The organism is Promicromonospora sp. Marseille-Q5078 (assembly GCF_050315395.1).
GTDB lineage: Bacteria > Actinomycetota > Actinomycetes > Actinomycetales > Cellulomonadaceae > Isoptericola.
The window spans coordinates 1,316,933-1,339,194 of sequence record NZ_JBNPQG010000001.1; the positions used below are offsets into that span (position 1 = coordinate 1,316,933).

Sequence of the window (22,262 nt, forward strand, 5' to 3'; positions counted from 1 at the left end):
GCCGCCCGCGGCGGGGGCGCCGCCGGTGCCGGGCTGCGACCCGGGCGGCTGGGGAGGTCATCGGTGCTCATGGCTCCATCCTGACGACGGCGGCAGCCCCGCGGCATCGGGTGCTGCCCTGACGCGACCCTGAATCACCGGGCCCGGCCACCCTGAAACCTCGGGATCCCGCGCCCGGGGGCGCCCCTGACGTGCCAGGATCGGGAGCGTGAGCACCGACCGTCCCCCGCGCCTCCCGCTGCGCCGGCCCCCGCAGGGCCGGATGCTCGGCGGCGTCGCCGCGGGCCTCGCCGCCCACCTGGGCCTGCCGGTCCTGGTGGTGCGCCTCGCCTTCCTGCTGTTGACCTTCGCGGGCGGCGCGGGCGCGGTGGCGTACGTCTTCTGGTGGGTGACCGTGCCCGCGGGCGACCCGCGGCTGGCGGCGGACGCCAGGCCGACGGGGCTGCAGCGGCTCGCGCCGCGGCTGCGGCTGCAGGGGCCGGTCGCGGCCCTGCCCGTGCGGGACGTCCTCATCGGGGCGGCCCTCATCGCGGGCGCGTTCGTCCTCGTCGCGGTCCGGGCGGGCTGGGACGTCGGGGCGTCGTGGGTGCTGCCCGCGCTGGTCGCCGTCGGCGGCCTCGCGCTCGCGTGGAGCCAGCTCGACGCCGCGCAGCGCGGCCGCCTCGCCGACGGCGGCCCCGGCACGCGCCGCTCGACCCTCGTGCTGCGCCTCGTGGGCGGCGTCGTCCTCGTCATGGTCGGCGTGCTCCTGCTCATCGGCCAGGACGCCCCGGTGCCCGTGCTGCTGCAGGCCGGCGCGGCGTCCCTCGCGGTGCTGGCGGGGGCCGCGCTCATGCTGGCGCCCTGGTGGCTGCGCCTCGTGCGCGAGCTGGGCGACGAGCGTGCCGCCCGCGCCCGGGAGGCCGAGCGCGCCGACATCGCCGCCCACCTGCACGACTCCGTGCTGCAGACCCTCGCCCTCATCCGCTCCCGCGCCGACGACCCGGAGGCCGTGGCGCGCATGGCCCGCGCCCAGGAGCGCGAGCTGCGCGAGTGGCTGTACACCGACCGCACCGCCCCGGGCACGTCCCTCGCGGCCGAGCTGCGGGCGCTCGTGGCCGAGGTCGAGGACGGCCGCGCGGTCGAGGTGGAGACCGTCATGGTGGGCGACTGCGTCCCCACCGAGGAGACGTCGGCGCTGCTGCAGGCGTCGCGCGAGGCGCTGGTGAACGCCGTCGTGCACGGCCGACCGCCCGTGACCGTGTACCTGGAGGTGACGGACTCTGCGGTCGAGATGTTCGTCCGCGACCGCGGCGACGGCTTCGACATGGACGACATCGCAGCCGACCGGTTCGGCGTGCGGGAGTCCATCCTCGGGCGCGTGCACCGCCGCGGCGGCACCGCCGACGTGACGAGCCGCGCCGGCTGGGGCACCGAGGTGCGCCTGCGGATGCCGCGCGACGGCCAGACCCCGTCGGGAGAGCCGGCGGTCGACATCGACGAAGGAGCACGCACGTGACCTCGACGCCCGACGCCCCCGCGCAGCCCACCGGACCCGTCCCGGTGGTCCTCGTCGACGACCACCACATGTTCCGCACCGGCGTGCGGGCCAGCCTGGACGGGCGGGTCGACGTGGTGGGGGAGGCCGCGGACGTCGACCAGGCCGTGGCCGTCGTGCACGAGCACCGCCCGCCGGTGGTGCTGCTCGACGTGCACCTGCCCGGCGGCAACGGCGGGGGCGGGGCCGAGGTCGTGCGCAGGTGCGCGGACCTGCTGGGGGAGACGCGGTTCCTGGCCCTGTCCGTGTCCGACGCGGCGGAGGACGTCGTGGCCGTCATCCGCGCCGGGGCGCGGGGGTACGTCACCAAGAACATCTCGGCGTCCGACCTGTCCGGGGCCGTCGTGCGGGTGGCAGGCGGCGACGCCGTGTTCTCGCCCCGCCTGGCGGGCTTCGTGCTCGACGCGTTCGGCACCGCGGCGGGCGACGTCGCCGTCGCGGACGACGAGCTGGACCGCCTGTCCAAGCGCGAGCAGGAGGTGATGCGGCTGATCGCGCGGGGGTACTCCTACCGCGAGGTGGCGAGCGAGCTGTTCATCTCCATCAAGACGGTCGAGACCCACGTGTCGGCCGTGCTGCGCAAGCTGCAGCTCTCCAGCCGCTACGAGCTCACGCGGTGGGCCGCGGCGCGCCGCCTGCTCTGACGGGCGCCGCGGCGGCCCAGCGGTCGACGACGACGTCCACGAGCTCGGCGGGCGCCTCCTCGTCGGCGACGAGCAGCGGCGCGGTCGTGACGTCGCCGCCCGCGCGGGCGGCCAGGTCGGCGAAGAAGCCGGGGGCCAGCAGGTAGGACGCGACGACGACGCGACGCCCCGGCGACCCCGCGCGGACGGCGTCGACGACCTCGTGCACGCGCGGGGTCGCGTTGGCGATGTACCCGACGCGCACGGGGCGCCCGAGCCGGTCGGCCAGGTGGCCCGCGGTGGTCTCGCAGTCTGCGACGGCGCGTGCGTCGCTCGACCCGGCGGCGGCCAGGACCACGGTGTCGTCGCCGGTCAGGCCGGCCTCGTCGAGGCGCCGCACCAGCAGGTCCACCAGCCGGTCGTCGGGCCCGAGCGCCCCGCCCAGCGTCACGTGGTCGCCGGCCGCCGCGGCGGCGTCCACGTCCTCGCGCAGGTCGACGTGCACGTGGTAGCCCGCCGACAGCAGCAGCGGCACGACGACGGTCGAGCGGACGGCGGGGTCGTCGCGCAGCCCGGCCAGGCACGTCGGCACGTCCGGCTGCTGCACGTCGACGAAGCCCGCGTGCACGGGGGCGTGGTCGAGGCGGGCGGCCACCGCGTCGACGAGCGTCGCGACGGCCCCTGCGCCCGTCGCCGACGCGGTGCCGTGCGAGATCGCGAGCAGGGCGGGTGTCACGGGTGACTCGGGTGACTCGGGTGACTCGGTCATGCCCGCGACGCTACGCGCCGCGTCGTCCGCCGGGGTTGCCGCGGCGTGAACCCGTGTCACGACGACCTCACCGCGGGCGGCGCCGCCGGGTGAGCCCTGTCGTGGTCGGCGCCGAGCCCCGGTACCTGGTCTGACACGTGCGCCGGCAGCCCGTCGACCCATGCGGGGCTGCGCCGCACCACGTCGCCCACGACGGTCACCGCGGGCGCCCGCACCCCCACGGCGCGCGCCTTCGCGGCGATGTCCGCGAGCGTGCCGACCGTGGTGCGCTGCCGCGCGCCGTACCCGTCCTCGACGACGGCCACGGGCGTGGCCGCCGGGCGGCCCGCCTCGACCAGGGCGCGGGCGGTGTCGGCGAGCCGGGTCACGCCCATGAGCAGCACGAGCGTGTGCTCGGTGCCGCCGGGCACGCGGCCCACGTCGTCGTGCCCGGTGAGCACGCTGAACCCGCGGGCCAGCCCGCGATGGGTGACGGGGATGCCGGCCGCGGCAGGGACGGAGACGGCGGAGGTGACGCCGGGCACCACCTCGACCTCGAGGCCGGCGGCGCGGCAGGCGTCCAGCTCCTCGCCGCCGCGCCCGAACACGTACGGGTCGCCGCCCTTGAGGCGCACCACGTCGCGCCCGGCGAGCGCGTGCCGCACGAGCAGCGCGGAGATCTCGTCCTGCGGCACGGGGTGGTGGCCGGACGTCTTCCCGACGTCGACCACCTCGACGTCCTCGCCCAGCCCGGCGAGCAGCGCCCGCGGGGCGAGGCGGTCGACGACGACGACGTGCGCCTCGGCGAGCAGCCGCCGCCCGCGCACCGTGATGAGCCCGGCGGCCCCGGGCCCGCCGCCGACGAGCGCGACCCGGCCCTGCCGCGGCGCCTCGTCGCTCGACGGCTCGGCAGGGCGCACCGCCCGCAGGGGCAGGCTGCCGTCGTCGAGCCCGGCCGCGACGGCGTCCCGCACGCGCACGGCGCGGCGCGGGTCGCGGCCGGCGGTGACGGCGACGGTGAGGTCGCCCGCGGGGCGGCCGGCGGCATCGGCGACGGGCGTGCGCGCCACGGCCGGCACCCACGCGCTGCCGAGGCCGGCGTCACCGGCCGTGACGCAGAAGGTGCGCAGCAGCTCGGCGTCGCCGGCCACGCGGGCGTCGACGTCGGGATCGCCGGTCGCGGTGTGCACGAGCCAGGCGCCGTCCAGGTCGCCGTCGCAGTACCCGCGGGTGACGCGCTCGATCGTCCCCTCGGTCACGAGCGTCGCGAGCTCGGGCACGACGTCGGGCGCGATCACCCGCACGCGGGCGCCTGCCGTGAGCAGGCCGCGCACGCGCCGCAGCGCCACGGGGCCGCCGCCCACCACGATGACGAGGCGGCCGGCGACCCGCAGGCCCAAGGGGTATGTCTCGTGCACGGGAGCCACCTTTCCCCTCATGCGTGCAGGCCGCACTCGGACTTGTCCAGGCCCGCCCAGCGCCCGGCGCGGGCGTCCTGACCGGCCTCGACGCGCTGCGTGCAGGGCTCGCAGCCCACCGACGGGTACCCGTCGCTGAGCAGCGGGTTCACCACGACGCCGTGCCGCTCGGCGTACTCCTCGACGTCCGCGTCGGTCCAGGCCGCGAGGGGGTTGATCTTCACGACGCCGTTGCGCTCGTCCCAGGCGACCAGGGGTGCGTTCGCCCGCGCCGCCGTCTCGCCGCGGCGGACGCCGGTCGCCCATGCCTCGTAGCCCTGCAGGGCCTGCCGCATGGGTGCCACCTTACGCATCGCGCAGCAGGCCTCGGGGTCCCGGTCGTGCAGGCGCGGGCCGTGCGCGGCGTCCTGCTCCGCGACCGTCAGCTCCGGGCGGACGTCGACGACGTCCACGTCCATCTCGATCTCGACCGCGCCGCGCGTGCCGAGGGTCTCCGCGAAGTGGTAGCCGGTGTCGCCGAACAGGACGTCGACGAACGGCAGCTGCCGGGACACCAGGTGCGCCAGGACGAGGTCCTGCATCGACGACGCGACGGCGAGGAACGGGCCGAACTCGCGGACCGCCCACGCCACGACCTCCTCGGCCGTGGCCTCGGGGCGGTCGCCGTCGGCGTGCAGCTGGGCCTGGCCGCGCTCGACGACGTGCCGCAGCTCCTCGGGGGAGCGGCGGTGCCGGGCCGCGCGGGCGCGGTGCCGGGCCGTGCGCGACTCCTCGCGCGCCGCCGCCCGCGCCCGCACCTGGGCGAGCCGGTCGTGGCCCGACCGGGAGGCGAGCGGGGTCACCGGGGCGGAGAGCTCGACCGCCGTCATCGCAAGGCCTCCTCGTCGGCCCGGTGCGCCCACTGCGCGAACGTCTCCTCGCCCTCGTGGTCGGCGTCGTAGCGGCGCACGACGCGCTCCACGTAGTCGCCGACCTCCGCGGCCGGGACCTTGAGGCCGCGGACCGTGCGGCCGAGCTCGCCGGCGTCGCGCCCCCGGCCGACGAGGCCGCCGCCGAGGTGCACCTGGAAGCCCGGCACCTGCTCGCCGTCGACGGTGATGATCTGGCCCTTGAGCCCGATGTCCGCCGTCTGGATCCGGGCGCACGAGTTGGGGCAGCCGTTGACGTTGAGCTCGATGGGGCGCCCGATGCGCGAGGTGACGTCCCCGAGCCGCTCCTCGAGCTCACCGATCACGCGGGCAGCCGTGTCCTTGGTGTCGACGATCGCGAGCTTGCAGTACTCGATGCCCGTGCAGGCGATCGTCGAGCGGCGGAACAGGCTCGGGCGGGCGGTGAGGCCGAGCGGCTCCAGACCGTCGAGCAGCTCGTCGACGCGGCCGGCGGGGACGCCGAGGATCACGACCTTCTGGTGCGCGGTGAGCCGGGCCGACTCCGCGCCGACGCGCTCGATGAGGTCGGCCAGCCCGGTGAGCGTGTTGCCGCCGACCCGCCCGACGACGGGCGCCGCGCCGACGTAGAACCGGCCGTCCTTCTGCTCGTGCACGCCCACGTGGTCGCCGGGGCGCGTGGCCGGGGCGGGCGGCGGGCCGTCGGGCAGCGGGTGGCCGAGGTACTCCGACTCCAGCACCTCGCGGAACTTCTCGGTGCCCCAGTCGGCCAGCAGGAACTTCAGGCGGGCCTTGTTGCGCAGCCGCCGGTAGCCGTAGTCGCGGAAGATCCGGATGACGCCGTGCCAGACGTCGGGCGCCTGGTCCTCGGTGACGAAGACGCCGAGTCGCTCGCCGAGGCGGGGCGCGGTGGACAGGCCGCCGCCGACCCACAGGTCGTAGCCCGGCCCCAGCTCGGGGTGGACCACGCCGACCAGCGAGATGTCGTTGATCTCGTGCACCACGTCGAGGCTGGGGTGGCCCGTGATCGCGGTCTTGAACTTGCGGGGCAGGTTCGCGAGCTCCGGGTCGCCGATGTACCGCCGCTTGATCTCGAGGATCACGGGCGTCGGGTCGATGATCTCGTCCGCCGCGATGCCCGCCACCGGGCTGCCGAGGAAGGCGCGCGGGGAGTCGCCGCAGGCGGTGGTCGTCTCCAGGCCGACGGTGTCGAGGCGGCGCCAGATCTCGGGCACGCTCTCGATCTCGATCCAGTGGTACTGGATGTTCTGCCGGTCGGTGATGTCGGCGGAGCCCCGTCCGAAGTCGGCCGAGATGCCGCCGAGCACCCGCAGCGCCTCGGGGGAGAGCGCCTGGCCGTCGGTGCGGACCCGCAGCATGAAGTAGCGGTCCTCGAGCTCGTGCGGCTCGAGGGTCGCGGTGCGCCCGCCGTCGATCCCGGGCTTGCGCTGCGTGTACAGGCCCCACCAGCGGAACCGGCCGTGCAGGTCGTCGTCGGCGATGGAGTCGAAGCCCTCGCGGGCGTAGACCGACTCGATGCGCTCGCGGACGCCGAGCGGTGCCGCCTCCTGCTTGAACTCCTCGTTGTGGTTGAGAGGAGCGGTGCCGTCCACCTTCCACTGACCGTTCGGCCGCGTGGCGCGCGGCGGGCGGACGCGGGCGGGGGATGCGTTCTCGCTGGTGGGGGACGTGGCGTGAGCGGAGGTCTGCGTCGTCATCTGGGGGGAGTCCCTCGGGTCCTCGGGGGCGGGACGCGCGACGACGAGCGACTCAGCGGGGGTGGGCCGAGGACCGACGGCGCGCGCCGGTGCTCAGAGCCGCGAGTCCGCGGCGGGGCTGAGGTAGGGCGCGATCAGCGACAGCAGCACAGACAGCTGCGCATGCTGCGACGCACGCACGCCGGCATCTCGTGACGGTGCGTCACGAGGAGGCGGTGCGTGGCCGTGGTCATGGGGACGACCGTAACGGGTGGGGGCGTCATCGTGCGAGAGCGGGTCCACATGCTGGGACCACATTCTGGGACGCGCGCCCGGTGTGACGTGCGACGGGTTGCGGACACGGGTGTCAGATCCCTGACCGCGCGCGGATAGGCTGGCCGCATGGAGTTCCTCTACAACGTCTTCGTCGCGCTCCACTTCGTCGGCTGGGCGATCGTCCTCGGCGGGTACATCGCGTCGATCAAGAGCCCCGGCCTCTACCGCGGGGTCTTCCACGGCGCGGCGACGGCGCTCGTCTCGGGCATCGTCATGATGGGACTGCTGGAGTCCGGCGCCGTCGACCTCGGCTACGAGGTGGACCGGACGAAGCTCACCGTGAAGCTGCTCGTCGCGCTGATCATCGCGATCCTCGCGTTCGTCGCCAAGCGCCAGGGCGCCAAGGGGGACAACGGCACCGGGGCGGTGTCGCCGGGCCTCAAGCACTCGATCGGCGCGCTGACGCTGGTCAACATCCTCGTCGCCGTCTTCTGGTGATCCGTTGAGCCTCCTCGCGGAGGTGCTCGTCGGGCTGGCGATCGCCGTCGGCCTCGTGGGCATCGTGGTGCAGGTGCTCCCCGGCAACGTGCTCGTGCTGGGGAGCATCCTCGTGTGGGCGTGGGTCACCGGCGGGACCGCCGCCTGGGTGTGCTTCGCCGTGGCGGCGCTGGCGATCGCGCTCGCGGAGACCGGCCAGTGGCTCCTCGCGGGCCGGCACATGCGCCGCGCCGAGGTGCCGTGGGGCACGCTCGCGATCGCCGGCGTCGCGGGGATCGTCGGGTTCTTCGTGGTGCCCGTTGTCGGGCTCTTCCTCTTCTTCGCCGCCGCGGTGTTCCTCGTCGAGCTGGCGCGCCGGCGCGACGCGGCCCTCGCCTGGGCGGCCACGCGCGCGGCTCTCAAGGCCACGCTCATCACGATCGGCGTCCAGCTCGCCGGCGGTCTCGTCGCGACCGTGGCGTGGGTCGTCGGGCTGGCAGTCACTTGATCCGGGCGGGCGTCAGCAGCGCGGGGCGCCGGGACGGCAGACGTCACCCCAGCCCGTGCGTTGCGGCCACCGCTCGTCCGGGTCGACCGCGCGGGTCGGGGCCGAGGTGGCGGCGTCGACGACGGTGAGCGTGCCGACGCCGGCCGCCGCGCCGAGCACCAGCGCGAGGGCGATCCGGGCGACCTGCACCCCCCGCACCCCGGGTGGGGTCGTGACAGGCGCGGGGTGCAGGTCCGGGGGACGGTCGTCGGCCCAGACGTCGAACACGAGCGGAGCGCTCACAGTCGTCTCCTGTGTTCCCTCCCCCCGACGACCGTGCCCCCGCCGTCACCTTCGGCGCATCAGGTGATCTCCTTGCCTGCGGAGTCGGGGGCGTCGGCGTCGTCGGCGCCGGGCGTCATCCGGGCGCCGAGCTCGGCCCGCGACCGGATGCCGAGCTTGGCGTAGGCCCGCGAGAGGTGCGCCTCGACCGTCTTGGGGCTGATCGCGAGCGCGCCCGCCACGTCGCGGTTCGTGTGACCGCGGGCCGTGAGGAGGCAGACGCGCCGCTCCATCGCCGTGAGCGCCTCGCCGTCCCGGGGTCCCGACGACCGGTCGACCTCTGCCTGCGCCACCTCCCGCCACACGGTGCACCCCACGGCGTCCAGCTCGGCCGCCGCACGACGGGCCGCCTCCGCCGCGAGGGCGCGGTGCCGGGCGCGACGCTCCAGGCGGGCACGCGCGATCAGCGCGCGGCCGCGCTCGTGCCCGTGGCCGGGCCGGTCGAAGCAGGTGAGCGCGTCGTCGAAGAGCCCGCGCGCTCCCGCGACGTCGCCCAGGGACGCCTCGACCTCGGCACGCCCCAGGGCGAGCACGCCGCGCAACCAGGTCTCGCCAGGCCGGGCGGCGACGGGCTCGTAGCCGTCGAGGACGGCGGACGCCTCCGCGGCGCGGTCCGTCGAGACGAGCGCCTCCACGAGGTCGGGCAGGAAGCCGGCGAACCCCGGGTGGCGGTGCCCGGCGGAGACCAGCAGCCGTTCGAGCGGCTGCAGCAGCTCGGTCACGGCCGCCGTGTCGCCCTCCGCGAGCAGGCGCGACGCGAGCGCGGCCGCGGGCAGCGCGCTCACGTGCGGGGCCCCGAGGGTGGTGAACCCCTCGACCGCCTGCCGCGCCGCCTTGGCCGTCCCGTCGCCCGTCCCGCTGCCTTGCCCGGTCCACGCGAGGAGATGGGCCGCCGCGCTCTGGGCCATGAGGGTGAGGACGGGCCCGTCGACCTGGCGCGCCCGCTCGGCGAGACTCTCCGCGGCTTCGCGAGCCGTCCCGAGCCGGCCGACGCGGATCGCGGCTCGCGCGGTGTAGTACTGGACGAACCAGAGGTCGGTCTCCTGGCCGCGCTCGCGGCAGCGTCGACCGGCCGTGAGCAGGAGGGGCAGTGCGTCCCCCGGGCGCCCGGTGAAGAGCATGGCGGCCGCGACGTTCACCGTGGGCCAGCGGATCGCCGGGACGGCCCGTCCCGGCTGCTCGAGGCGCAGGGCACGGCGCGCCCCGCGCTCGTCGAGACCGCGCCCCGTGAGCTGGTCCAGCACGACCTGCGCCGCGACCAGCTCGGCCAGCACGCCGTCGTCCGGCACGCCGTCGTCCGGCGTCGTGGGTGCAGGGCGCGCGAGGCGGAGCTGCGCGCGGGCGAGCTCGATCTGCCCGGAGTTGAGCAGGCTGGTGCCGAGGTCGCCGACCAGGGACGCGTGCAGGGTGCTGTCGTCCACGGTGAGGTCCACGGCGGAGCGGAGCGCGGACACCGAGCCCGCGAGGTCTCCCAGTCGGAACCGGGCCTGCCCGACGGTGCCGAGCGCGCGGGCGCGGTCGACCGGGTCGGAGAGGTCGGGCAGCGCCTCGGAGGCGAGATCGGCCGCGCGGCCGTACGCGTCGACGCAGAGCTGGTCCTCCGCCGTGAGCAGCCGGCGTCGCGGCGAGCTCGCACCCAGACCGAGGGCGAGCTCGCCCAGCTCGGCCGCCACCGACGTGGCGCCGCGCCCCCGCGCGGCGCTCGCCGCGGCGTCCAGGGCGTCGAGGACGGCGGGCTCGGGGCCCGCCGCGGCGTGTGCGAGGTGGCGGGCCCTGGCCTCGCCGTCGACGACGACCGCGGCGAGCCGGCGATGGCGCTCCCGGCGCAGTCCCGGACGGGCCTCGTCGATGATCCCCAGCGCGAACAGGGGATGCACGAACCGCACCCGCCCGTCGACGATGCGCACGACGCCGGCGTCCTCGGCCGGCGTCAGGTGCTCGAGCCCGCCGTGGATCGTGGCGAGCAGGTCGACCCGCGTGTCGGCCAGGCACGCGGCGGTCAGCAGGACGTCGCGGCTCGGCCGAGGCAGCTCCGACAGCCGCTCGGCGACCAGCGCGCGCAGGCTCGCGGGCAGGCTGCCGGGCCCGTGCTCCTGCCAGTGCGCCGCCAGCTGCACCGCGAAGAGAGGGTTCCCGCCGGACGCCGTGACGAGCCGTCCCATCGTGGCGGGGCCGAGGGACGAGCCTGCGACCGTCTGCGCGACGTCGATCACGTCGGCCGGCGGCAGCGGCGCGAGCAGGAGGTGTGTGAGGCGCCGCGGGTCCGCCGGCTCGACGGCAGGGACGGGCCGGTGGTCGGCCGCGCCGGCGGGGTCGTCCGACGTGCGAGCGCTCGTCAGGACGGCCAGCCTGCCGGACACGCGGCGGCAGGCGAACGCGAGCGTGCGCCGGCTCGACGGGTCGAGCCACTGCAGGTCGTCGACCGCGACGAGCACCGGACCCCGTGCCGCCGCGTCGTCGAGCAGCCTGCTCGCGGCCGCGGCGACGAGCTGTGGCCCGCCGTCGGGCCCGGAGGACTCCGTGCCGAGCGCCGCCCCGAGGGCGTGCTGCTGCGGTCGCGGGAGGTGCGGCACCTCGTCCGCCAGGGGCGCCAGGAGCTCGCCGAGGCCGGAGTACTCGAGCTGCACCTCGCCGGGCGTGGGCCGGCCGGAGAGCACGAGCAGGCCACGCTCGCGTGCCCGGTCCAGGGCCGCGAGCCACACGGTCGTCTTGCCGATGCCGGGCGGCCCGGTCAGCGCCAGGGCCGCGGGCCCCTCCTCCGCAGCGCCGAGCAGGTCGTCGACGGCGGCGAACGCCTCGGACCGCCCCACGACGGGGTGGGTGGCCATCAGCCGATGGTCCCACCGCGCCGGTCCCGCGGGCTGCGGAACTGACGCGATTCACCCGCGGCCGGCGGCGGGTGAATCGCGCGGGTCGGAGTCAGAACGGCGGCCGGGGGCAGCCGGGCCGTCGGAGTCGTCGTCTCGATCGTCGGGTGGTTCGTCGGGTGGTTCGTGGCCGTGGGGCAGGGTGCGGTGGCGGGTGGTCTCGACGGGTTCGGGTGCGGTGGTGTGGGTGCGGCCGGTGGGGGAGGTCCATTCGAGGGTGCCGCCCCAGCCGGTGGCGGTGTCCCGGTCGGCCTGTCTGACGTGTCCGATCTGTGTGACCTGCCAGCGGGTCTGGTGTTTGAGCAGGTGGTGGTGTCGGCACAGGGCGGCGAGGTTGTCGGTGCTGGTGGTGCCGCCGGATGCCCAGGGGGTGGTGTGGTCGAGGTCGGCGGTCCGGGCGGGGTGGGTGCAGCCGGGGAAGCGGCAGGTGGTGTCGCGGGTGGTGACGAGGGCTTTGAGGTCGGCGGGCACGGTGTAGGTGGTGCGTCCCACGGACAGGACGGTGCCGGTCTCGGGGTGGGTGAGGATGCGTCGCAGGGACGGGGCGAGGGCGGTCAGCGTGCGGGCCGTGGTCGGGTCGACGGGCACGTGCCCGTCCATGGTGGCCGGGGCGTCCGTGATGCCGAGCAGGGTCAGGACCGGGACGGTCACGGTGACCTGGGGGCGGATCGAGCGGGCCAGGGTCGCCAGGGCGGACTGTTCGTGCAGCAGGCGCTGCGCTGGATCCGGCGCGGCATCCGGGGCAACGCTCGTCGTCGGGTCCGGTGTGGTGGTGTCGTTCGGGGTGGTGTGGTCGAGGGTGCCGTCGTCCAGGAGCAGCGCGGCAAGGGTGTCGGCGCGGGCCTGGGGCAGGGTGCGTCGGTCTTGCGGGGAGGTGAGGTGTCGGGCGGTGCGGGTGAGGCGGTCGTAGGCGGCGTGCGCGAGGGGTGCGGGCGGGTGGGCGGTGAGCCCGGCCATGCCGTCGCGGCCCTCGTCGGGCCAGGCGGCCCGGTGCGTGGCGGCCTCGGTGTGGCGGACGGCGGCGGGGGTGGGGTGGGCGTCCTCGCGGGCGCGGCGTGCCCGGGCGCCGACCTGGGCCGGGGTGCAGGTGATGGTCGTGCCGTCGGGGGACGGCATGACGGTGGTCAGGACGGCCGTCTCGACGCGGGCGGCCTCGTGCGGGGTGAGGTCGGCCAGGTGCCGGGACAGGGCGGTGGCGTGCGCCCAGGACAGTCGTCCCTGGTGCAGGGCGGTCAGGGTGGCGGGTGCCCTGGTGGTGAGGGTGGTGGCGTGCTCGGCCAGAGTCTCGGTGGCGTGCTCGCCGAGGTGCAGGACGGTCGCGAGCTCGGCGGTCACGGCCCGGCGGGCGAGGTCCAGGCGGCGGGCACCGGGTGCGGACCGGGCGACGGGGTCGGTGTCGTCGACCAGGTCGGTCTCGAGCGCCTCGGCCAGCCGCACGGCGTGCGCGACCAGCTCCGCGCGGCGGGCGTGCAGTGCGGCGACGCGGGCCTCGACCTCGGCGATCTCGTCCAGGGTGGCGTCCAGGTCCGCCAGGCTCGGTGCCGTGACGGCTGGGCGCGTGCCGGCCGTGTCCGGGCCGTCGTCTGTCCGCGCCTGCTGCCGGGCCTCGGCATCCAACAGCTCGCGGATCGACGGCGCCCACGTACGTGGCAGCCCGGCCAGCCTGGCCGCCTCGGCAGGCGCCGGTCCGGCGTCCCTCGACCTGCCCGCGGTCGTGCCGGCGTCGGTGCCGGTGACCGGGTCGGGGAGCGTCGTCGTCATGCCCCGAGCCTAGCGACGTTCGAACATCTGTTCTAGGCCTTCGGGTCGATCTGTGGACAAGTCGGCGACGGGTCGTCAGGCCGCGACGGATCGCGGCGCGTACATGATCACGGCGACGCCGGCGAGGCAGATCAGCGCGCCGACGACGTCCCAGCGGTCCGGCCGGAAGCCGTCGACGACCATGCCCCAGACCAGCGACCCGGCCACGAAGACGCCGCCGTACGCGGCGAGGATGCGGCCGAAGTGCGCGTCGGGCTGCAGGCTCGCGAAGAACCCGTAGACGCCGAGGGCGATGATGCCGGCGCCGATCCAGACCCAGCCGCGGTGCTCGCGCACCCCCTGCCACACCAGCCATGCGCCGCCGATCTCAAAGACGGCGGCGGCGAGGAACAGCAGGATCGAGCGCAGCACGGTCATGCGCCGAGTCTCCCGGCGTGCGGGGCGTCCGGTGAGCCGCGCGTCAGGCGGAGGGCGCCTCCGAGACGTACAGGGTGTTGCCGTCGGGGTCGCGGAACGAGAACATCGGCGGCGCCGTGTCCCAGAGCAGGAGGTCGCCGACGTCGGCGCCGGCGTCCGTGAGCGCCGCGTGGGTGGCGGACGCGTCGGGCGTCACGAGCCGGATCCCGGTGTCGACGCCGGCCGGCAGCGCGTCCCCGGCGGGGACCAGGGCGAGCGAGGTGGCGGCGTCCGGCGGCGCGAGCTCGATCCAGCGGAACCCGGGCTGCAGCTCGGCGTCGAACCGGGCCTGGAGCCCGAGCGTCGTGCCGTAGAAGTCGAGCGCCGCGTCCTGGTCCCGCACGGGGATCGCGACGGTGTGCACGCCGGTGAATCGGGCGGTGGTCGGTGTCGGCATGGTCGCTCCTCGGTCCGGCGGCGCCCGCCCCGGGACGGCTCCCGGCGTCGGGCAGGTCGAGGGGTCGACCTCGAGGAGCGCGGGAACTCATCGGCGGCGCCGCGGCTTAGGGTGTGGCGACGTCGGACGCACGAGGGTGGAGGAGCGATGACGGTGCAGGACGGCCAGGGCGTGGACGGGCGGCGCGGCGACCGGTGGGCGGTGCGGGTCGCGACGATCGACGAGCTGGACCCCCGGACCGCGTACGCGGCGTGGCGTCTGCGGCAGGACGTGTTCGTCGTCGAGCAGGCGTGCGCCTACCCCGACCTGGACGGCCGGGACGCCGAGACCGCGACGCGCCACGTCGTGCTGCTCGACGGCGCCGACGACGACCGCGTGGTCGCGACGGCCCGTGTGCTCGACGACGGCGACGTGCAGCGCATCGGCCGCGTCGTGTGCCATCCCGACGTGCGGGGCACGGGCGCGTCCGGCGTGCTCATGCGGGCCGCCCTGGAGGCCGCGACCGCCGCGGCGCCGACGGCCGACGTCGTCCTCGGCGCGCAGTCCCCGCTGACGGGCTGGTACGGGCGGTTCGGGTTCGCGCCCGACGGGCCGGAGTACCTCGAGGACGACATCCCGCACACCCCGATGCGGCTGCGTCGCTGACCGCGACCCTGGCGCGTCCCCTGGACCTGCCCGTCCGGGTCGGGTCAGGATGCCTCGTGGATACCTACCGGCTCTACGAGGCCGCCATGCAGGTGGTCCCCCTGCTGCTGATCGCCCTCTTCCTCGACAACCGCCGCCCGCTCGACGCCGCGGCCACGACGCACCGTGGCCGTACGTGGCAGAGGTTTCAGGAACGGGTCATCGCGGGCCTGAGCGTCGTCGCCTTCTTCATCGCGATGTTCGTCCTGGCGGGGGTGCTGCCGCAGGGTGCGCTGACCGACGGGGTCGTGATCGCGGCCCTGGCGGGGGCGCTCGGGCTCCTGGTCGGGATGATCTGGACCCGGTTCGCCGGTGACGACAGGGAGACTGCGCCGGGCCCCGGCCCCGAGTGACGCCGGTGTCGGCCACGGAGCCTAGGCTTGGTCCACGATGACCTCCCTGTTCGACAGCCTGTCCCTGCCCGGGTTCGACCACGCCGCGAAGGACGACGCGGCCCGCCTGCCGTCCACCGCCCCGCGCTGGGACGACGACGCCGCCGACCCCGCGTCCGGCGCGCCCGCGTGGGTGCGCGACGCCGCGTCGGACGCGCACGACGCGCCGCGCGACGGCGACGGGGGTCGGCCGCGGGCGGGCGGGGCGTTCTCGCACCTGGACCCGGACGCGCTGCTCGAGGGCCTGAACCCGCAGCAGCGGGCCGCCGTCGAGCACCACGGCTCGCCGCTGCTGATCGTCGCGGGCGCCGGGTCGGGCAAGACGCGCGTGCTCACGCACCGCATCGCGCACCTCCTGGCCACGGGCCGGGCGCGGGCGGGCGAGATCCTCGCGATCACGTTCACCAACAAGGCTGCCGCGGAGATGCGGGAGCGGGTCGAGCACCTGGTGGGCCCGGCGGGCGGCCGGATGTGGGTCTCGACGTTCCACTCGGCGTGCGTGCGGATCCTGCGCAAGGAGGCCAAGACCCTCGGCCTGCGCTCCAGCTTCTCGATCTACGACGCGGCGGACTCGCAGCGCCTCATCACGCTGGTGACCCGCGAGCTCGACCTGGACGCCAAGAAGTTCCCGGCGCGCTCGCTGGCGCACAAGATCAGCGACCTCAAGAACGAGCTGATCGACCCGGAGGCGTACGCGCAGAGCTCCGGCGCCGACACGACCGAGGAGGGCTGGCGCGAGCGCGCCGCCCGGGCCGCGACGTCGGGCTCCCTGCCGGCGCAGGCGCCCGAGTTCGACACGGTGCTGGCCGACGTCTACCGGCGATACCAGCAGCGGCTCGCGCAGGCGAACGCGCTCGACTTCGACGACATCATCATGACCACGGTGAACCTGCTGCAGGCGTTCCCGAACGTCGCGGAGCACTACCGCCGCCGGTTCCGGCACATCCTGGTCGACGAGTACCAGGACACCAACCACGCGCAGTACATGCTGGTGCGCGAGCTGGCCGGCGCGACGGCCGACGGCCCCGGCGTCGACGGTCTCGTCCCGGCCGAGCTGACGGTCGTGGGCGACGCCGACCAGTCGATCTACGCGTTCCGCGGCGCCACGATCCGCAACATCGTGGAGTTCGAGGAGGACTACCCGGACGCGACGACCATCCTGCTGGAGCAGAACTACCGCTCCACGCAGACCATCCTCACGGCCGCCAACGCGGTGATCTCCCGCAACCCGGACCGCAAGCCCAAGCGACTGTGGACCGACGCCGGCGCGGGGGAGAAGATCGTCGGCTACGTGGCGGACGACGAGCACGGCGAGGCGCGGTTCGTCGCGGAGGAGATCGACCGGCTCGGCGACGCCGACGGCGTGCGCCCCGGCGACGTCGCGGTGTTCTACCGCACCAACGCGCAGTCCCGCGCGCTGGAGGAGGTGCTCATCCGCGTCGGCCTGCCGTACAAGGTGGTGGGCGGCACCCGCTTCTACGAGCGCCGCGAGGTCAAGGACGCCGTCGCCTACCTGCGCGCCCTGGCCAACCCGGACGACGACGTCAACCTGCGCCGCGTGCTCAACGTGCCCAAGCGCGGGCTGGGGGACAAGGCCGAGTCGATGGTGGCCGGGTTCGCGGACCGGGAGCGCATCTCGTTCGGCGGGGCGCTCGAGCGGGCCGACGAGATCCCCGGCCTCACCACCCGCACGTCCAAGCCGCTGCTCGCGTTCCGCGACATGATGCGCGACCTGCGCGCCCTCGTGGAGGACGGCGAGCCGCCCGCCACGATCCTCGGCGCCGTCCTCGACCGCACCGGGTACCTGGCGGAGCTGCGCGCCTCCGACGACCCGCAGGACGCGTCGCGGGTGGAGAACCTCGCCGAGCTGCACGCCGTCGCGGCGGAGTTCACCGAGCTCGACCCCGAGGGCGACCTGGCGGACTTCCTGGAGCGGGTGTCGCTCGTGGCGGACGCCGACCAGATCCCCGACGAGGACGTGGCCGACGGTGAGGCCGAGCAGGAGCCGAAGGAGGACCAGGGCGTCGTCACGCTGATGACCCTGCACACGGCCAAGGGCCTGGAGTTCCCGGTCGTGTTCCTCACGGGCCTGGAGGACGGCACGTTCCCGCACATGCGGTCGCTGCACGACGACTCCGAGCTGGCGGAGGAGCGGCGGCTCGCGTACGTCGGGATCACGCGCGCCCGCCAGCGGCTGTACATCAGCAGGTCGGCGGTGCGGTCCGCGTGGGGGATGGCGAACGAGTTCCCGCCCAGCCGATTCCTCGAGGAGGTCCCCGACGAGCTGTGGGACTGGCGGCGGCGCGAGTCGTCCACCCAGTACCTGCGCCGCGGCGGGTCGGCCTGGGGCGGGTCCGGGAGGGACCGCCGCGGCGGCGGCACCTGGTCGCCCGAGCGCCGGTCGTCGGGCGGCACGGGGTCGACGCCGGAGCGGCGCTCGCCGTCGGCGGGCGTCGGCGGCCGGCTCGGCACGCCCAAGGACGGCGCGACGACCGCGGGCGCGACGGGGGCGAAGTTCGGCTCGGCCACGCCGCGCAAGGACACGGACGTCCCCTCGCTCGACGTGGGCGACAAGGTGACGCACGACGCGTACGGGCTGGGCACCGTCGTGTCGCTCGAGGGCAGCGGCCCCAACTCCGTCGCGCGGATCGACTTCGGCGCGGACGGCACCAAGCGCCTGCTGCTGCGGTACTCGCCCGTCACGAAGCTCTGAGGGTCGCCGGGCGGACGCCGGCCCGCGCTGGCATCGTGACGGTGTGCTGCTCGACGCGAGGACGCTGCGCGGGCTCGCCGACGGGACGGTCGACCACACGTACCGCCGGTGGTCCGTGGTGCGGGTGCGCCCGGGGTCGACGATGCGCACGCGCGTGGGCGTCGTCGAGGTGACGGCCGTGGACGCGGTCCCCCTGGCGGCCGTCGACGACGCCGACGCCCGCCTCGCCGGGTTCCGCTCCGGGGAGGCCGCGCGGGCGTGGATCGAGAAGCGGGGCGAGGGCGACCTGTACCGCGTGGGCCTGCGGCTCGCGGGCCCGGACCCGCGCGTCGCGCTGCGCGCGGAGGACGACCTGGACGCGGCGGCCGTCGACGCGATCGGCGCGCGGCTGGCGCGGATGGACCGCGCGGCGCCCGAGCCGTGGACCCGCGCGTACCTGGAGCTCGTCGCGGCACGGCCCGCCGTCGTCGCGCGGACCCTCGCCGAGGGGCTGGGGACGGAGCGCGACGCGTTCAAGGTCCGGGTGCGGCGCCTGAAGGAGCTGGGGCTCACGGAGAGCCTCGACGTCGGCTACCGCCTGTCGCCGCGCGGTCGCGCGTACCTGGCGGCGACGGATCAGACCTCGAACCGGTAGCCCGCGCCCGGGTGCGTGATCAGGTGGCGCGGTGCGCCGGGGTCGTCCTCGAGCTTGCGCCGCAGCTGCGCCGTGTACACGCGCAGGTAGTTCGTCTCCGTGTCGTACCCGGGGCCCCAGACGTCCTGCAGCAGCTGCTTGCGCCCCACCATCCGGCCGCGGTGGCGCACCAGCACCTCGAGCAGCGACCACTCCGTGGGGGTGAGGCGCACCTCGGCGCCGTCGCGCTCGACGACGCGGCGGGCGAGGTCGATGCGCAGCCGTCCGGCCGTGACGACCGGGTCGGACGACGCGTCGACGGGCTGCGCCCGGCGGACGGCGGCGCGCAGCCGGGCCAGCAGCTCGTTCATCGCGAACGGCTTGGTCACGTAGTCGTCGGCGCCCGCGTCGAGGGCGTCCACCTTGTCCTCCCCGAGCTGGCGCGCGGACAGCACCACGATCGGCACCGCCGACCAGCCGCGGATGCCCGCGATGACCTCGAGGCCGGAGACGTCGGGCAGCCCGAGGTCGAGCACGACGACGTCGGGGTGCGCGGCCGACGCGGCGTCGAGGGCGGCCGTCCCGGTGCCGGCCACGGTCACGTCCCAGCCGTGCGCGCGCAGGTTGATCGCGAGGGCGCGGGCCAGGCCGGCGTCGTCGTCGACGACCAGCACGCGGTTCCCGGCGCCGGCGCTCATCGGGCGGCCCCCGGCGTCGGGGCGGTGGGCGCGGTGACGACCGGCGCGGTCACGATCATCGTCAGGCCGCCGCCGGGGGTGTCCTCGGCGGTGACGGTCGCGCCGACGGCGCGGGCGAGGCCGTCGGCCACGGCGAGCCCGAGGCCCAGGCCGGTGCCGGCGTCGTCGAGGCGCTGGAACGGCTGGAACATGGTCCCCTTCCGGTCGTCCGGGACCCCCGGCCCGGCGTCGACCACCCGGACCTCCACGTCGTCGGGCGTGCTGGACGCCGCGACGCGCACCCGCGCGCCGCCCGGCGAGTGTCGCACGGCGTTCGAGACCAGGTTCGCCACGACCCGCTCCAGCAGTCCGCCGTCGGTGCGCACGAGGGGGAGGTCCTCGGGCACGTCCAGCTCGAGGTGCCCCAGCCACGGCTCGACCGCGACGAGCACGACCTCCTCCAACGACGTGGGGCGCAGCACGGGGCGCACCGAGCCGGTCTGCAGGCGGGACAGGTCGAGGAGGTTGTCGATGAGCCGCTCGAGCCGCCGCGTGGACTCCTGGATGGTCGCCGTGAGCGCGTCGGTGTCGTCGCGGTCCAGCTCGACGTCGGGGGAGGCGAGGCCGTCCACGGCGGTGCGGATGGCGGTGAGCGGGGTGCGCAGGTCGTGCGAGACGGCGGCCAGGAGGGCGGTGCGGGTGGCCTCGGCGTGCTCGAGCTCCCGGGCCGCGGCCGCCTGCTCGCGCAGCCGGTGGTGCTCCAGGACGATCGCGGCCTGGCTGCCGAACGCCTCGACGGCCTGCCGGTCGCTCGCGGGCAGGGCACGCCCGACGAGGACGAGGCGGTGCGTGTCGTCCACCCGCACCTCGGTGGTCTCGGCGGGGTGGGCGCCGGCGGCGGCCGACCGTCCGGCGTGGGCGACGGACGACCAGGCGGAGCGCTCGTCCGCGCGCGCCTCGAGCTGCACGTCGTCGAGCCCGAACGTGAGGGCGAGGCGCTGCACGATCGCCTGCGCAGTGTCCTCGCCCGAGAGCACCGACCGCGACAGCGCGGCGAGCGTGGACGCCTCCGCGCGGGCGCGGTACGCCTGCACGGTGCGGCGGGCGGCGAGGTCCACGACGGACGCGACCGCCGCCGCCACCAGCACGAACACGGCCAGGGCGAGCACGTTCTCCGGGTCGGCGACCGTGAGCATCCCCGTGGGCGGCGTGAAGAACCAGTTGAGGCACACGAACGACACGACGGCCGCGGCGACCGCCGGCCACAGGCCGCCGACGAGGGCCACGGCCACGACGCCGGCGAGGAACAGCATCATCTCCGTGGTCAGGGCGACCGCGTGCCGGCCGAGCAGCAGGAACAGGCCGGTGAGCAGTGCCGGCACCACGGGCACGGCCAGCCAGCCCGCGACCCGCCGGGCGCGGGACAGCGGCGACCGGGACCGGAGCCGCACCCCGGACCGGGCCTCCGCGTGCGCGACCAGGTGCACGTCCGTGCTGCCCGACAGGCGCGCGATCTCGCTGCTGGACGACCCGAGCAGGGCCTGGCGCCAGCGCGAGTGGCGCGACACCCCGACCACGATCATGGTCGCGTTCACGCCGTGCGCGAAGTCGACCACGGCGGACGGGACGTCCTCGCCGACCACCGTGTGGAACGTGCCGTCGAGCGCCTCGACCAGGGCGCGCTGCCCGGCGATCGCGGCCGGCGGCGCGGACGGCAGCCCGTCGGTGGCCAGCACGTGCACGGCCAGCAGCTCGGCGCCCGCGGCCCGCTGGGCGATGCGGGCGCCGCGGCGCAGCAGGGTCTCGCTCTCCGCCCCGCCGGTGACGGCGACGACGATCCGTTCCCGCGCGGGCCACCGGCTGCCGATGCCGTGGTCGGCGCGGTAGCGCGTGAGCGCGTCGTCGACGCGGTCCGCGAGCCACAGGAGCGCCAGCTCGCGCAGCGCGGTGAGGTTGCCCTCGCGGAAGTACTGCCGCAGCGACGCGTCGACCTGCTCGGGCCGGTACACGTTCCCGTGCGCCAGCCGGCGCCGCAGCTGCTGCGGCGACAGGTCGACGAGCTGGATCTGGTCGGCGTCGCGCACCACCTGGTCCGGCACGGTCTCCCGCTGACGCACCCCCGTGACGGCCTCGACGTCGTCCGTGAGGGACGCGAGGTGCTGCACGTTGACCGTCGTGACAACGTCGATCCCGGCGTCGAGCAGGTCGTGCACGTCCTGCCAGCGCTGGGCGTGCCGCGAGCCGGGGGCGTTGGTGTGCGCCAGCTCGTCGACGAGCGCCACCTCGGGGGCGCGCCGCAGCACGGCGTCGACGTCGAGCTCGGTGAGGGTGGTGCCCCGGTAGGTGACGTCCTTGCGGGGGACGACCTCGAGGTCGCCGACCTTGGCGGCGGTCCCGGCGCGGCCGTGGGTCTCGACGAGCCCGACGACGACGTCGGTGCCGCGCAGGCGACGGCGCTCCGCCTCGTCGAGCATCGCGAACGTCTTGCCGACGCCGGGCGCGGCGCCGAGGTAGACCGTGAGCCTGCCCCGGCGCGGGGCATGCGCGGGACCCTCCGCGCGCGTCGGGTCCGGCGTCGTCATAGCGGCATTGTGCGTCACGACAGCCGGACGAGGGCCTGGTTGAGGGCGAGGACGTCGACGCCGGGGTCGCCGAGGACGCCGAGGGTGCGGCCGCGGGTGTGCTCGGCCACGAGCTCGCGCACGCGGGCGGGGTCCAGGCCGCGGGCCGCCGCGACGCGCTCGACCTGGATCGCCGCGTACGCGGGGGAGACGTCGGGGTCGAGCCCCGAGCCGGAGGCCGTGACGGCGTCCGCGGGCACGTCGGCCGGGTCGACGCCCTCGGTCGCGGCGACCTGCGCGCGGCGGTCGTCGATCGCGGCCACGAGGTCGGGGCTCTCCGGGCCGAGGTTGGAGCCGCCCGACGCGAGCGTGTCGTAGCCGTCTCCGGCCGCCGACGGGCGGGGGTGGAACCACTCGTCGCCGGTGAACTGCTGCCCCACGAGCGCGGAGCCGACGGCCTCGGAGCGGTCGCGGGTGTGGCTGCCGTCGGCGCGCACCAGCGAGCCGTCGGCCTGCCAGCCGAACAGGGCCTGGCCGGCGCCGGTGACGGCGAGCGGATAGGCGACCCCGAGCAGCAGGGTGAACGCGAGCAGCAAGCGCAGCCCGGCGAGCGACGAACGGACGAGATTCACGGTGTTCCTCCAGCGTT

Annotated in this window: 20 protein-coding genes; 8 read left to right on the plus strand and 12 right to left on the minus strand. The window is 75.8% G+C overall.

Annotated features, from left to right (window positions below; all coding sequences use genetic code 11):
* Nucleotides 1–208: 208 nt before the first annotated feature.
* Both ACQFYA_RS06100 and ACQFYA_RS06105 read left to right on the plus strand, forming a co-directional pair.
* The gene (locus ACQFYA_RS06100) at nucleotides 209–1,498 is read left to right on the plus strand and encodes an ATP-binding protein (protein WP_499122225.1); all 1,290 of its coding nucleotides are present in this window, start codon (nucleotides 209–211) and stop codon (nucleotides 1,496–1,498) included.
* On the plus strand, nucleotides 1,495–2,181 hold the full coding sequence (locus ACQFYA_RS06105) for a LuxR C-terminal-related transcriptional regulator (protein WP_499122226.1): 687 nt from the start codon (nucleotides 1,495–1,497) through the stop codon (nucleotides 2,179–2,181). The genes ACQFYA_RS06100 and ACQFYA_RS06105 overlap by 4 nt, the downstream gene beginning before the upstream one ends.
* Here the strand turns inward: ACQFYA_RS06105 and ACQFYA_RS06110 are convergent.
* Genes ACQFYA_RS06110 through ACQFYA_RS06125 form a run of 4 tightly spaced genes read right to left on the minus strand, consistent with a single transcriptional unit; the run spans nucleotide 2,147 to nucleotide 6,931 of the window.
* A complete protein-coding gene (locus ACQFYA_RS06110; protein ID WP_499122227.1) occupies nucleotides 2,147–2,929 on the minus strand; it encodes a sirohydrochlorin chelatase in 783 nt (260 codons plus the stop codon). The genes ACQFYA_RS06105 and ACQFYA_RS06110 overlap by 35 nt on opposite strands.
* 56 nt (nucleotides 2,930–2,985) lie before the next feature.
* Complete coding sequence (gene cobA, locus ACQFYA_RS06115) at nucleotides 2,986–4,347, minus strand: uroporphyrinogen-III C-methyltransferase (RefSeq protein ID WP_499122228.1); 1,362 nt, start codon at nucleotides 4,345–4,347, stop codon at nucleotides 2,986–2,988.
* The gene (locus tag ACQFYA_RS06120; protein WP_499122229.1) at nucleotides 4,344–5,195 is read right to left on the minus strand and encodes a phosphoadenylyl-sulfate reductase; all 852 of its coding nucleotides are present in this window, start codon (nucleotides 5,193–5,195) and stop codon (nucleotides 4,344–4,346) included. Before ACQFYA_RS06120 ends, cobA begins: the two co-directional genes overlap by 4 nt.
* Nucleotides 5,192–6,931, minus strand: coding sequence for a nitrite/sulfite reductase (locus ACQFYA_RS06125; RefSeq protein WP_499122231.1), 1,740 nt, complete (start codon nucleotides 6,929–6,931; stop codon nucleotides 5,192–5,194). The genes ACQFYA_RS06120 and ACQFYA_RS06125 overlap by 4 nt, the downstream gene beginning before the upstream one ends.
* Nucleotides 6,932–7,312: 381 nt before the next feature.
* Here ACQFYA_RS06125 and ACQFYA_RS06130 point away from each other — a divergent pair, with 381 nt between their 5' ends.
* Nucleotides 7,313–7,684 carry a hypothetical protein gene (locus ACQFYA_RS06130; protein ID WP_499122232.1) on the plus strand — a complete coding sequence of 124 codons (372 nt, stop codon included), beginning with the start codon at nucleotides 7,313–7,315 and terminating at the stop codon, nucleotides 7,682–7,684.
* Nucleotides 7,685–7,688: 4 nt separating this feature from the next.
* Nucleotides 7,689–8,171 (plus strand): DUF456 domain-containing protein, encoded by a 483-nt coding sequence (locus ACQFYA_RS06135; protein ID WP_499122233.1) that lies wholly within the window; start codon nucleotides 7,689–7,691, stop codon nucleotides 8,169–8,171.
* 12 nt (nucleotides 8,172–8,183) lie between these two features.
* Here ACQFYA_RS06135 and ACQFYA_RS06140 read toward each other — a convergent pair whose 3' ends face one another.
* The 5 genes from ACQFYA_RS06140 to ACQFYA_RS06160 all read right to left on the minus strand — a co-directional run bounded on the left by ACQFYA_RS06140 (nucleotide 8,184) and on the right by ACQFYA_RS06160 (nucleotide 13,973).
* Complete coding sequence (locus tag ACQFYA_RS06140) at nucleotides 8,184–8,453, minus strand: hypothetical protein (RefSeq protein ID WP_499122235.1); 270 nt, start codon at nucleotides 8,451–8,453, stop codon at nucleotides 8,184–8,186.
* Between the two features lie 59 nt (nucleotides 8,454–8,512).
* Nucleotides 8,513–11,320: a helix-turn-helix transcriptional regulator gene (locus ACQFYA_RS06145; RefSeq protein WP_499122236.1), complete on the minus strand. Its 2,808-nt coding sequence runs from the start codon at nucleotides 11,318–11,320 to the stop codon at nucleotides 8,513–8,515.
* Nucleotides 11,321–11,371: 51 nt separating this feature from the next.
* Nucleotides 11,372–13,120 carry an HNH endonuclease signature motif containing protein gene (locus tag ACQFYA_RS06150; protein WP_499122237.1) on the minus strand — a complete coding sequence of 583 codons (1,749 nt, stop codon included), beginning with the start codon at nucleotides 13,118–13,120 and terminating at the stop codon, nucleotides 11,372–11,374.
* Nucleotides 13,121–13,195: 75 nt separating this feature from the next.
* Nucleotides 13,196–13,537, minus strand: coding sequence for a YnfA family protein (locus ACQFYA_RS06155; RefSeq protein WP_499122239.1), 342 nt, complete (start codon nucleotides 13,535–13,537; stop codon nucleotides 13,196–13,198).
* Between the two features lie 43 nt (nucleotides 13,538–13,580).
* Nucleotides 13,581–13,973, minus strand: coding sequence for a VOC family protein (locus ACQFYA_RS06160; RefSeq protein WP_499122240.1), 393 nt, complete (start codon nucleotides 13,971–13,973; stop codon nucleotides 13,581–13,583).
* Nucleotides 13,974–14,120: 147 nt separating this feature from the next.
* Between ACQFYA_RS06160 and ACQFYA_RS06165 the strand changes: the two genes are divergently transcribed.
* Genes ACQFYA_RS06165 through ACQFYA_RS06180 form a run of 4 tightly spaced genes read left to right on the plus strand, consistent with a single transcriptional unit; the run spans nucleotide 14,121 to nucleotide 18,396 of the window.
* Complete coding sequence (locus ACQFYA_RS06165) at nucleotides 14,121–14,618, plus strand: GNAT family N-acetyltransferase (RefSeq protein WP_499122241.1); 498 nt, start codon at nucleotides 14,121–14,123, stop codon at nucleotides 14,616–14,618.
* 56 nt (nucleotides 14,619–14,674) lie between these two features.
* On the plus strand, nucleotides 14,675–15,010 hold the full coding sequence (locus ACQFYA_RS06170) for a hypothetical protein (RefSeq protein ID WP_499122243.1): 336 nt from the start codon (nucleotides 14,675–14,677) through the stop codon (nucleotides 15,008–15,010).
* Between the two features lie 37 nt (nucleotides 15,011–15,047).
* Complete coding sequence (locus tag ACQFYA_RS06175; protein WP_499122245.1) at nucleotides 15,048–17,762, plus strand: UvrD-helicase domain-containing protein; 2,715 nt, start codon at nucleotides 15,048–15,050, stop codon at nucleotides 17,760–17,762.
* Nucleotides 17,763–17,805: 43 nt separating this feature from the next.
* Nucleotides 17,806–18,396 (plus strand): ASCH domain-containing protein, encoded by a 591-nt coding sequence (locus tag ACQFYA_RS06180; protein WP_499122247.1) that lies wholly within the window; start codon nucleotides 17,806–17,808, stop codon nucleotides 18,394–18,396.
* Here the strand turns inward: ACQFYA_RS06180 and ACQFYA_RS06185 are convergent.
* Genes ACQFYA_RS06185 through kdpC form a run of 3 tightly spaced genes read right to left on the minus strand, consistent with a single transcriptional unit; the run spans nucleotide 18,378 to nucleotide 22,245 of the window.
* Nucleotides 18,378–19,073, minus strand: a complete 696-nt coding sequence (locus tag ACQFYA_RS06185; protein ID WP_499122249.1) for a response regulator — start codon at nucleotides 19,071–19,073, stop codon at nucleotides 18,378–18,380. The two genes, ACQFYA_RS06180 and ACQFYA_RS06185, sit on opposite strands and share 19 nt — an antisense overlap.
* Nucleotides 19,070–21,634, minus strand: a complete 2,565-nt coding sequence (locus ACQFYA_RS06190; protein ID WP_499122250.1) for a DUF4118 domain-containing protein — start codon at nucleotides 21,632–21,634, stop codon at nucleotides 19,070–19,072. The genes ACQFYA_RS06185 and ACQFYA_RS06190 overlap by 4 nt, the downstream gene beginning before the upstream one ends.
* Before the next feature lie 14 nt (nucleotides 21,635–21,648).
* The gene (kdpC, locus tag ACQFYA_RS06195) at nucleotides 21,649–22,245 is read right to left on the minus strand and encodes a potassium-transporting ATPase subunit KdpC (protein ID WP_499122252.1); all 597 of its coding nucleotides are present in this window, start codon (nucleotides 22,243–22,245) and stop codon (nucleotides 21,649–21,651) included.
* Between the last annotated feature and the right edge of the window lie 17 nt (nucleotides 22,246–22,262).

Excerpts from the sequence above, each read along its gene's own strand:
- ACQFYA_RS06110 (WP_499122227.1), bottom strand. The coding sequence starts at position 2,929 with ATGACCGAGTCACCCGAGTCACCCGAGTCACCCGTGACACCCGCCCTG.
- cobA (WP_499122228.1), bottom strand. The coding sequence starts at position 4,347 with ATGAGGGGAAAGGTGGCTCCCGTGCACGAGACATACCCCTTGGGCCTG.
- ACQFYA_RS06120 (WP_499122229.1), bottom strand. The coding sequence starts at position 5,195 with ATGACGGCGGTCGAGCTCTCCGCCCCGGTGACCCCGCTCGCCTCCCGG.
- ACQFYA_RS06125 (WP_499122231.1), bottom strand. The coding sequence starts at position 6,931 with ATGACGACGCAGACCTCCGCTCACGCCACGTCCCCCACCAGCGAGAAC.
- ACQFYA_RS06130 (WP_499122232.1), top strand. The coding sequence starts at position 7,313 with ATGGAGTTCCTCTACAACGTCTTCGTCGCGCTCCACTTCGTCGGCTGG.
- ACQFYA_RS06145 (WP_499122236.1), bottom strand. The coding sequence starts at position 11,320 with ATGGCCACCCACCCCGTCGTGGGGCGGTCCGAGGCGTTCGCCGCCGTC.
- ACQFYA_RS06150 (WP_499122237.1), bottom strand. The coding sequence starts at position 13,120 with ATGACGACGACGCTCCCCGACCCGGTCACCGGCACCGACGCCGGCACG.
- ACQFYA_RS06155 (WP_499122239.1), bottom strand. The coding sequence starts at position 13,537 with ATGACCGTGCTGCGCTCGATCCTGCTGTTCCTCGCCGCCGCCGTCTTT.
- ACQFYA_RS06160 (WP_499122240.1), bottom strand. The coding sequence starts at position 13,973 with ATGCCGACACCGACCACCGCCCGATTCACCGGCGTGCACACCGTCGCG.
- ACQFYA_RS06165 (WP_499122241.1), top strand. The coding sequence starts at position 14,121 with ATGACGGTGCAGGACGGCCAGGGCGTGGACGGGCGGCGCGGCGACCGG.
- ACQFYA_RS06175 (WP_499122245.1), top strand. The coding sequence starts at position 15,048 with ATGACCTCCCTGTTCGACAGCCTGTCCCTGCCCGGGTTCGACCACGCC.
- ACQFYA_RS06185 (WP_499122249.1), bottom strand. The coding sequence starts at position 19,073 with ATGAGCGCCGGCGCCGGGAACCGCGTGCTGGTCGTCGACGACGACGCC.
- ACQFYA_RS06190 (WP_499122250.1), bottom strand. The coding sequence starts at position 21,634 with ATGACGACGCCGGACCCGACGCGCGCGGAGGGTCCCGCGCATGCCCCG.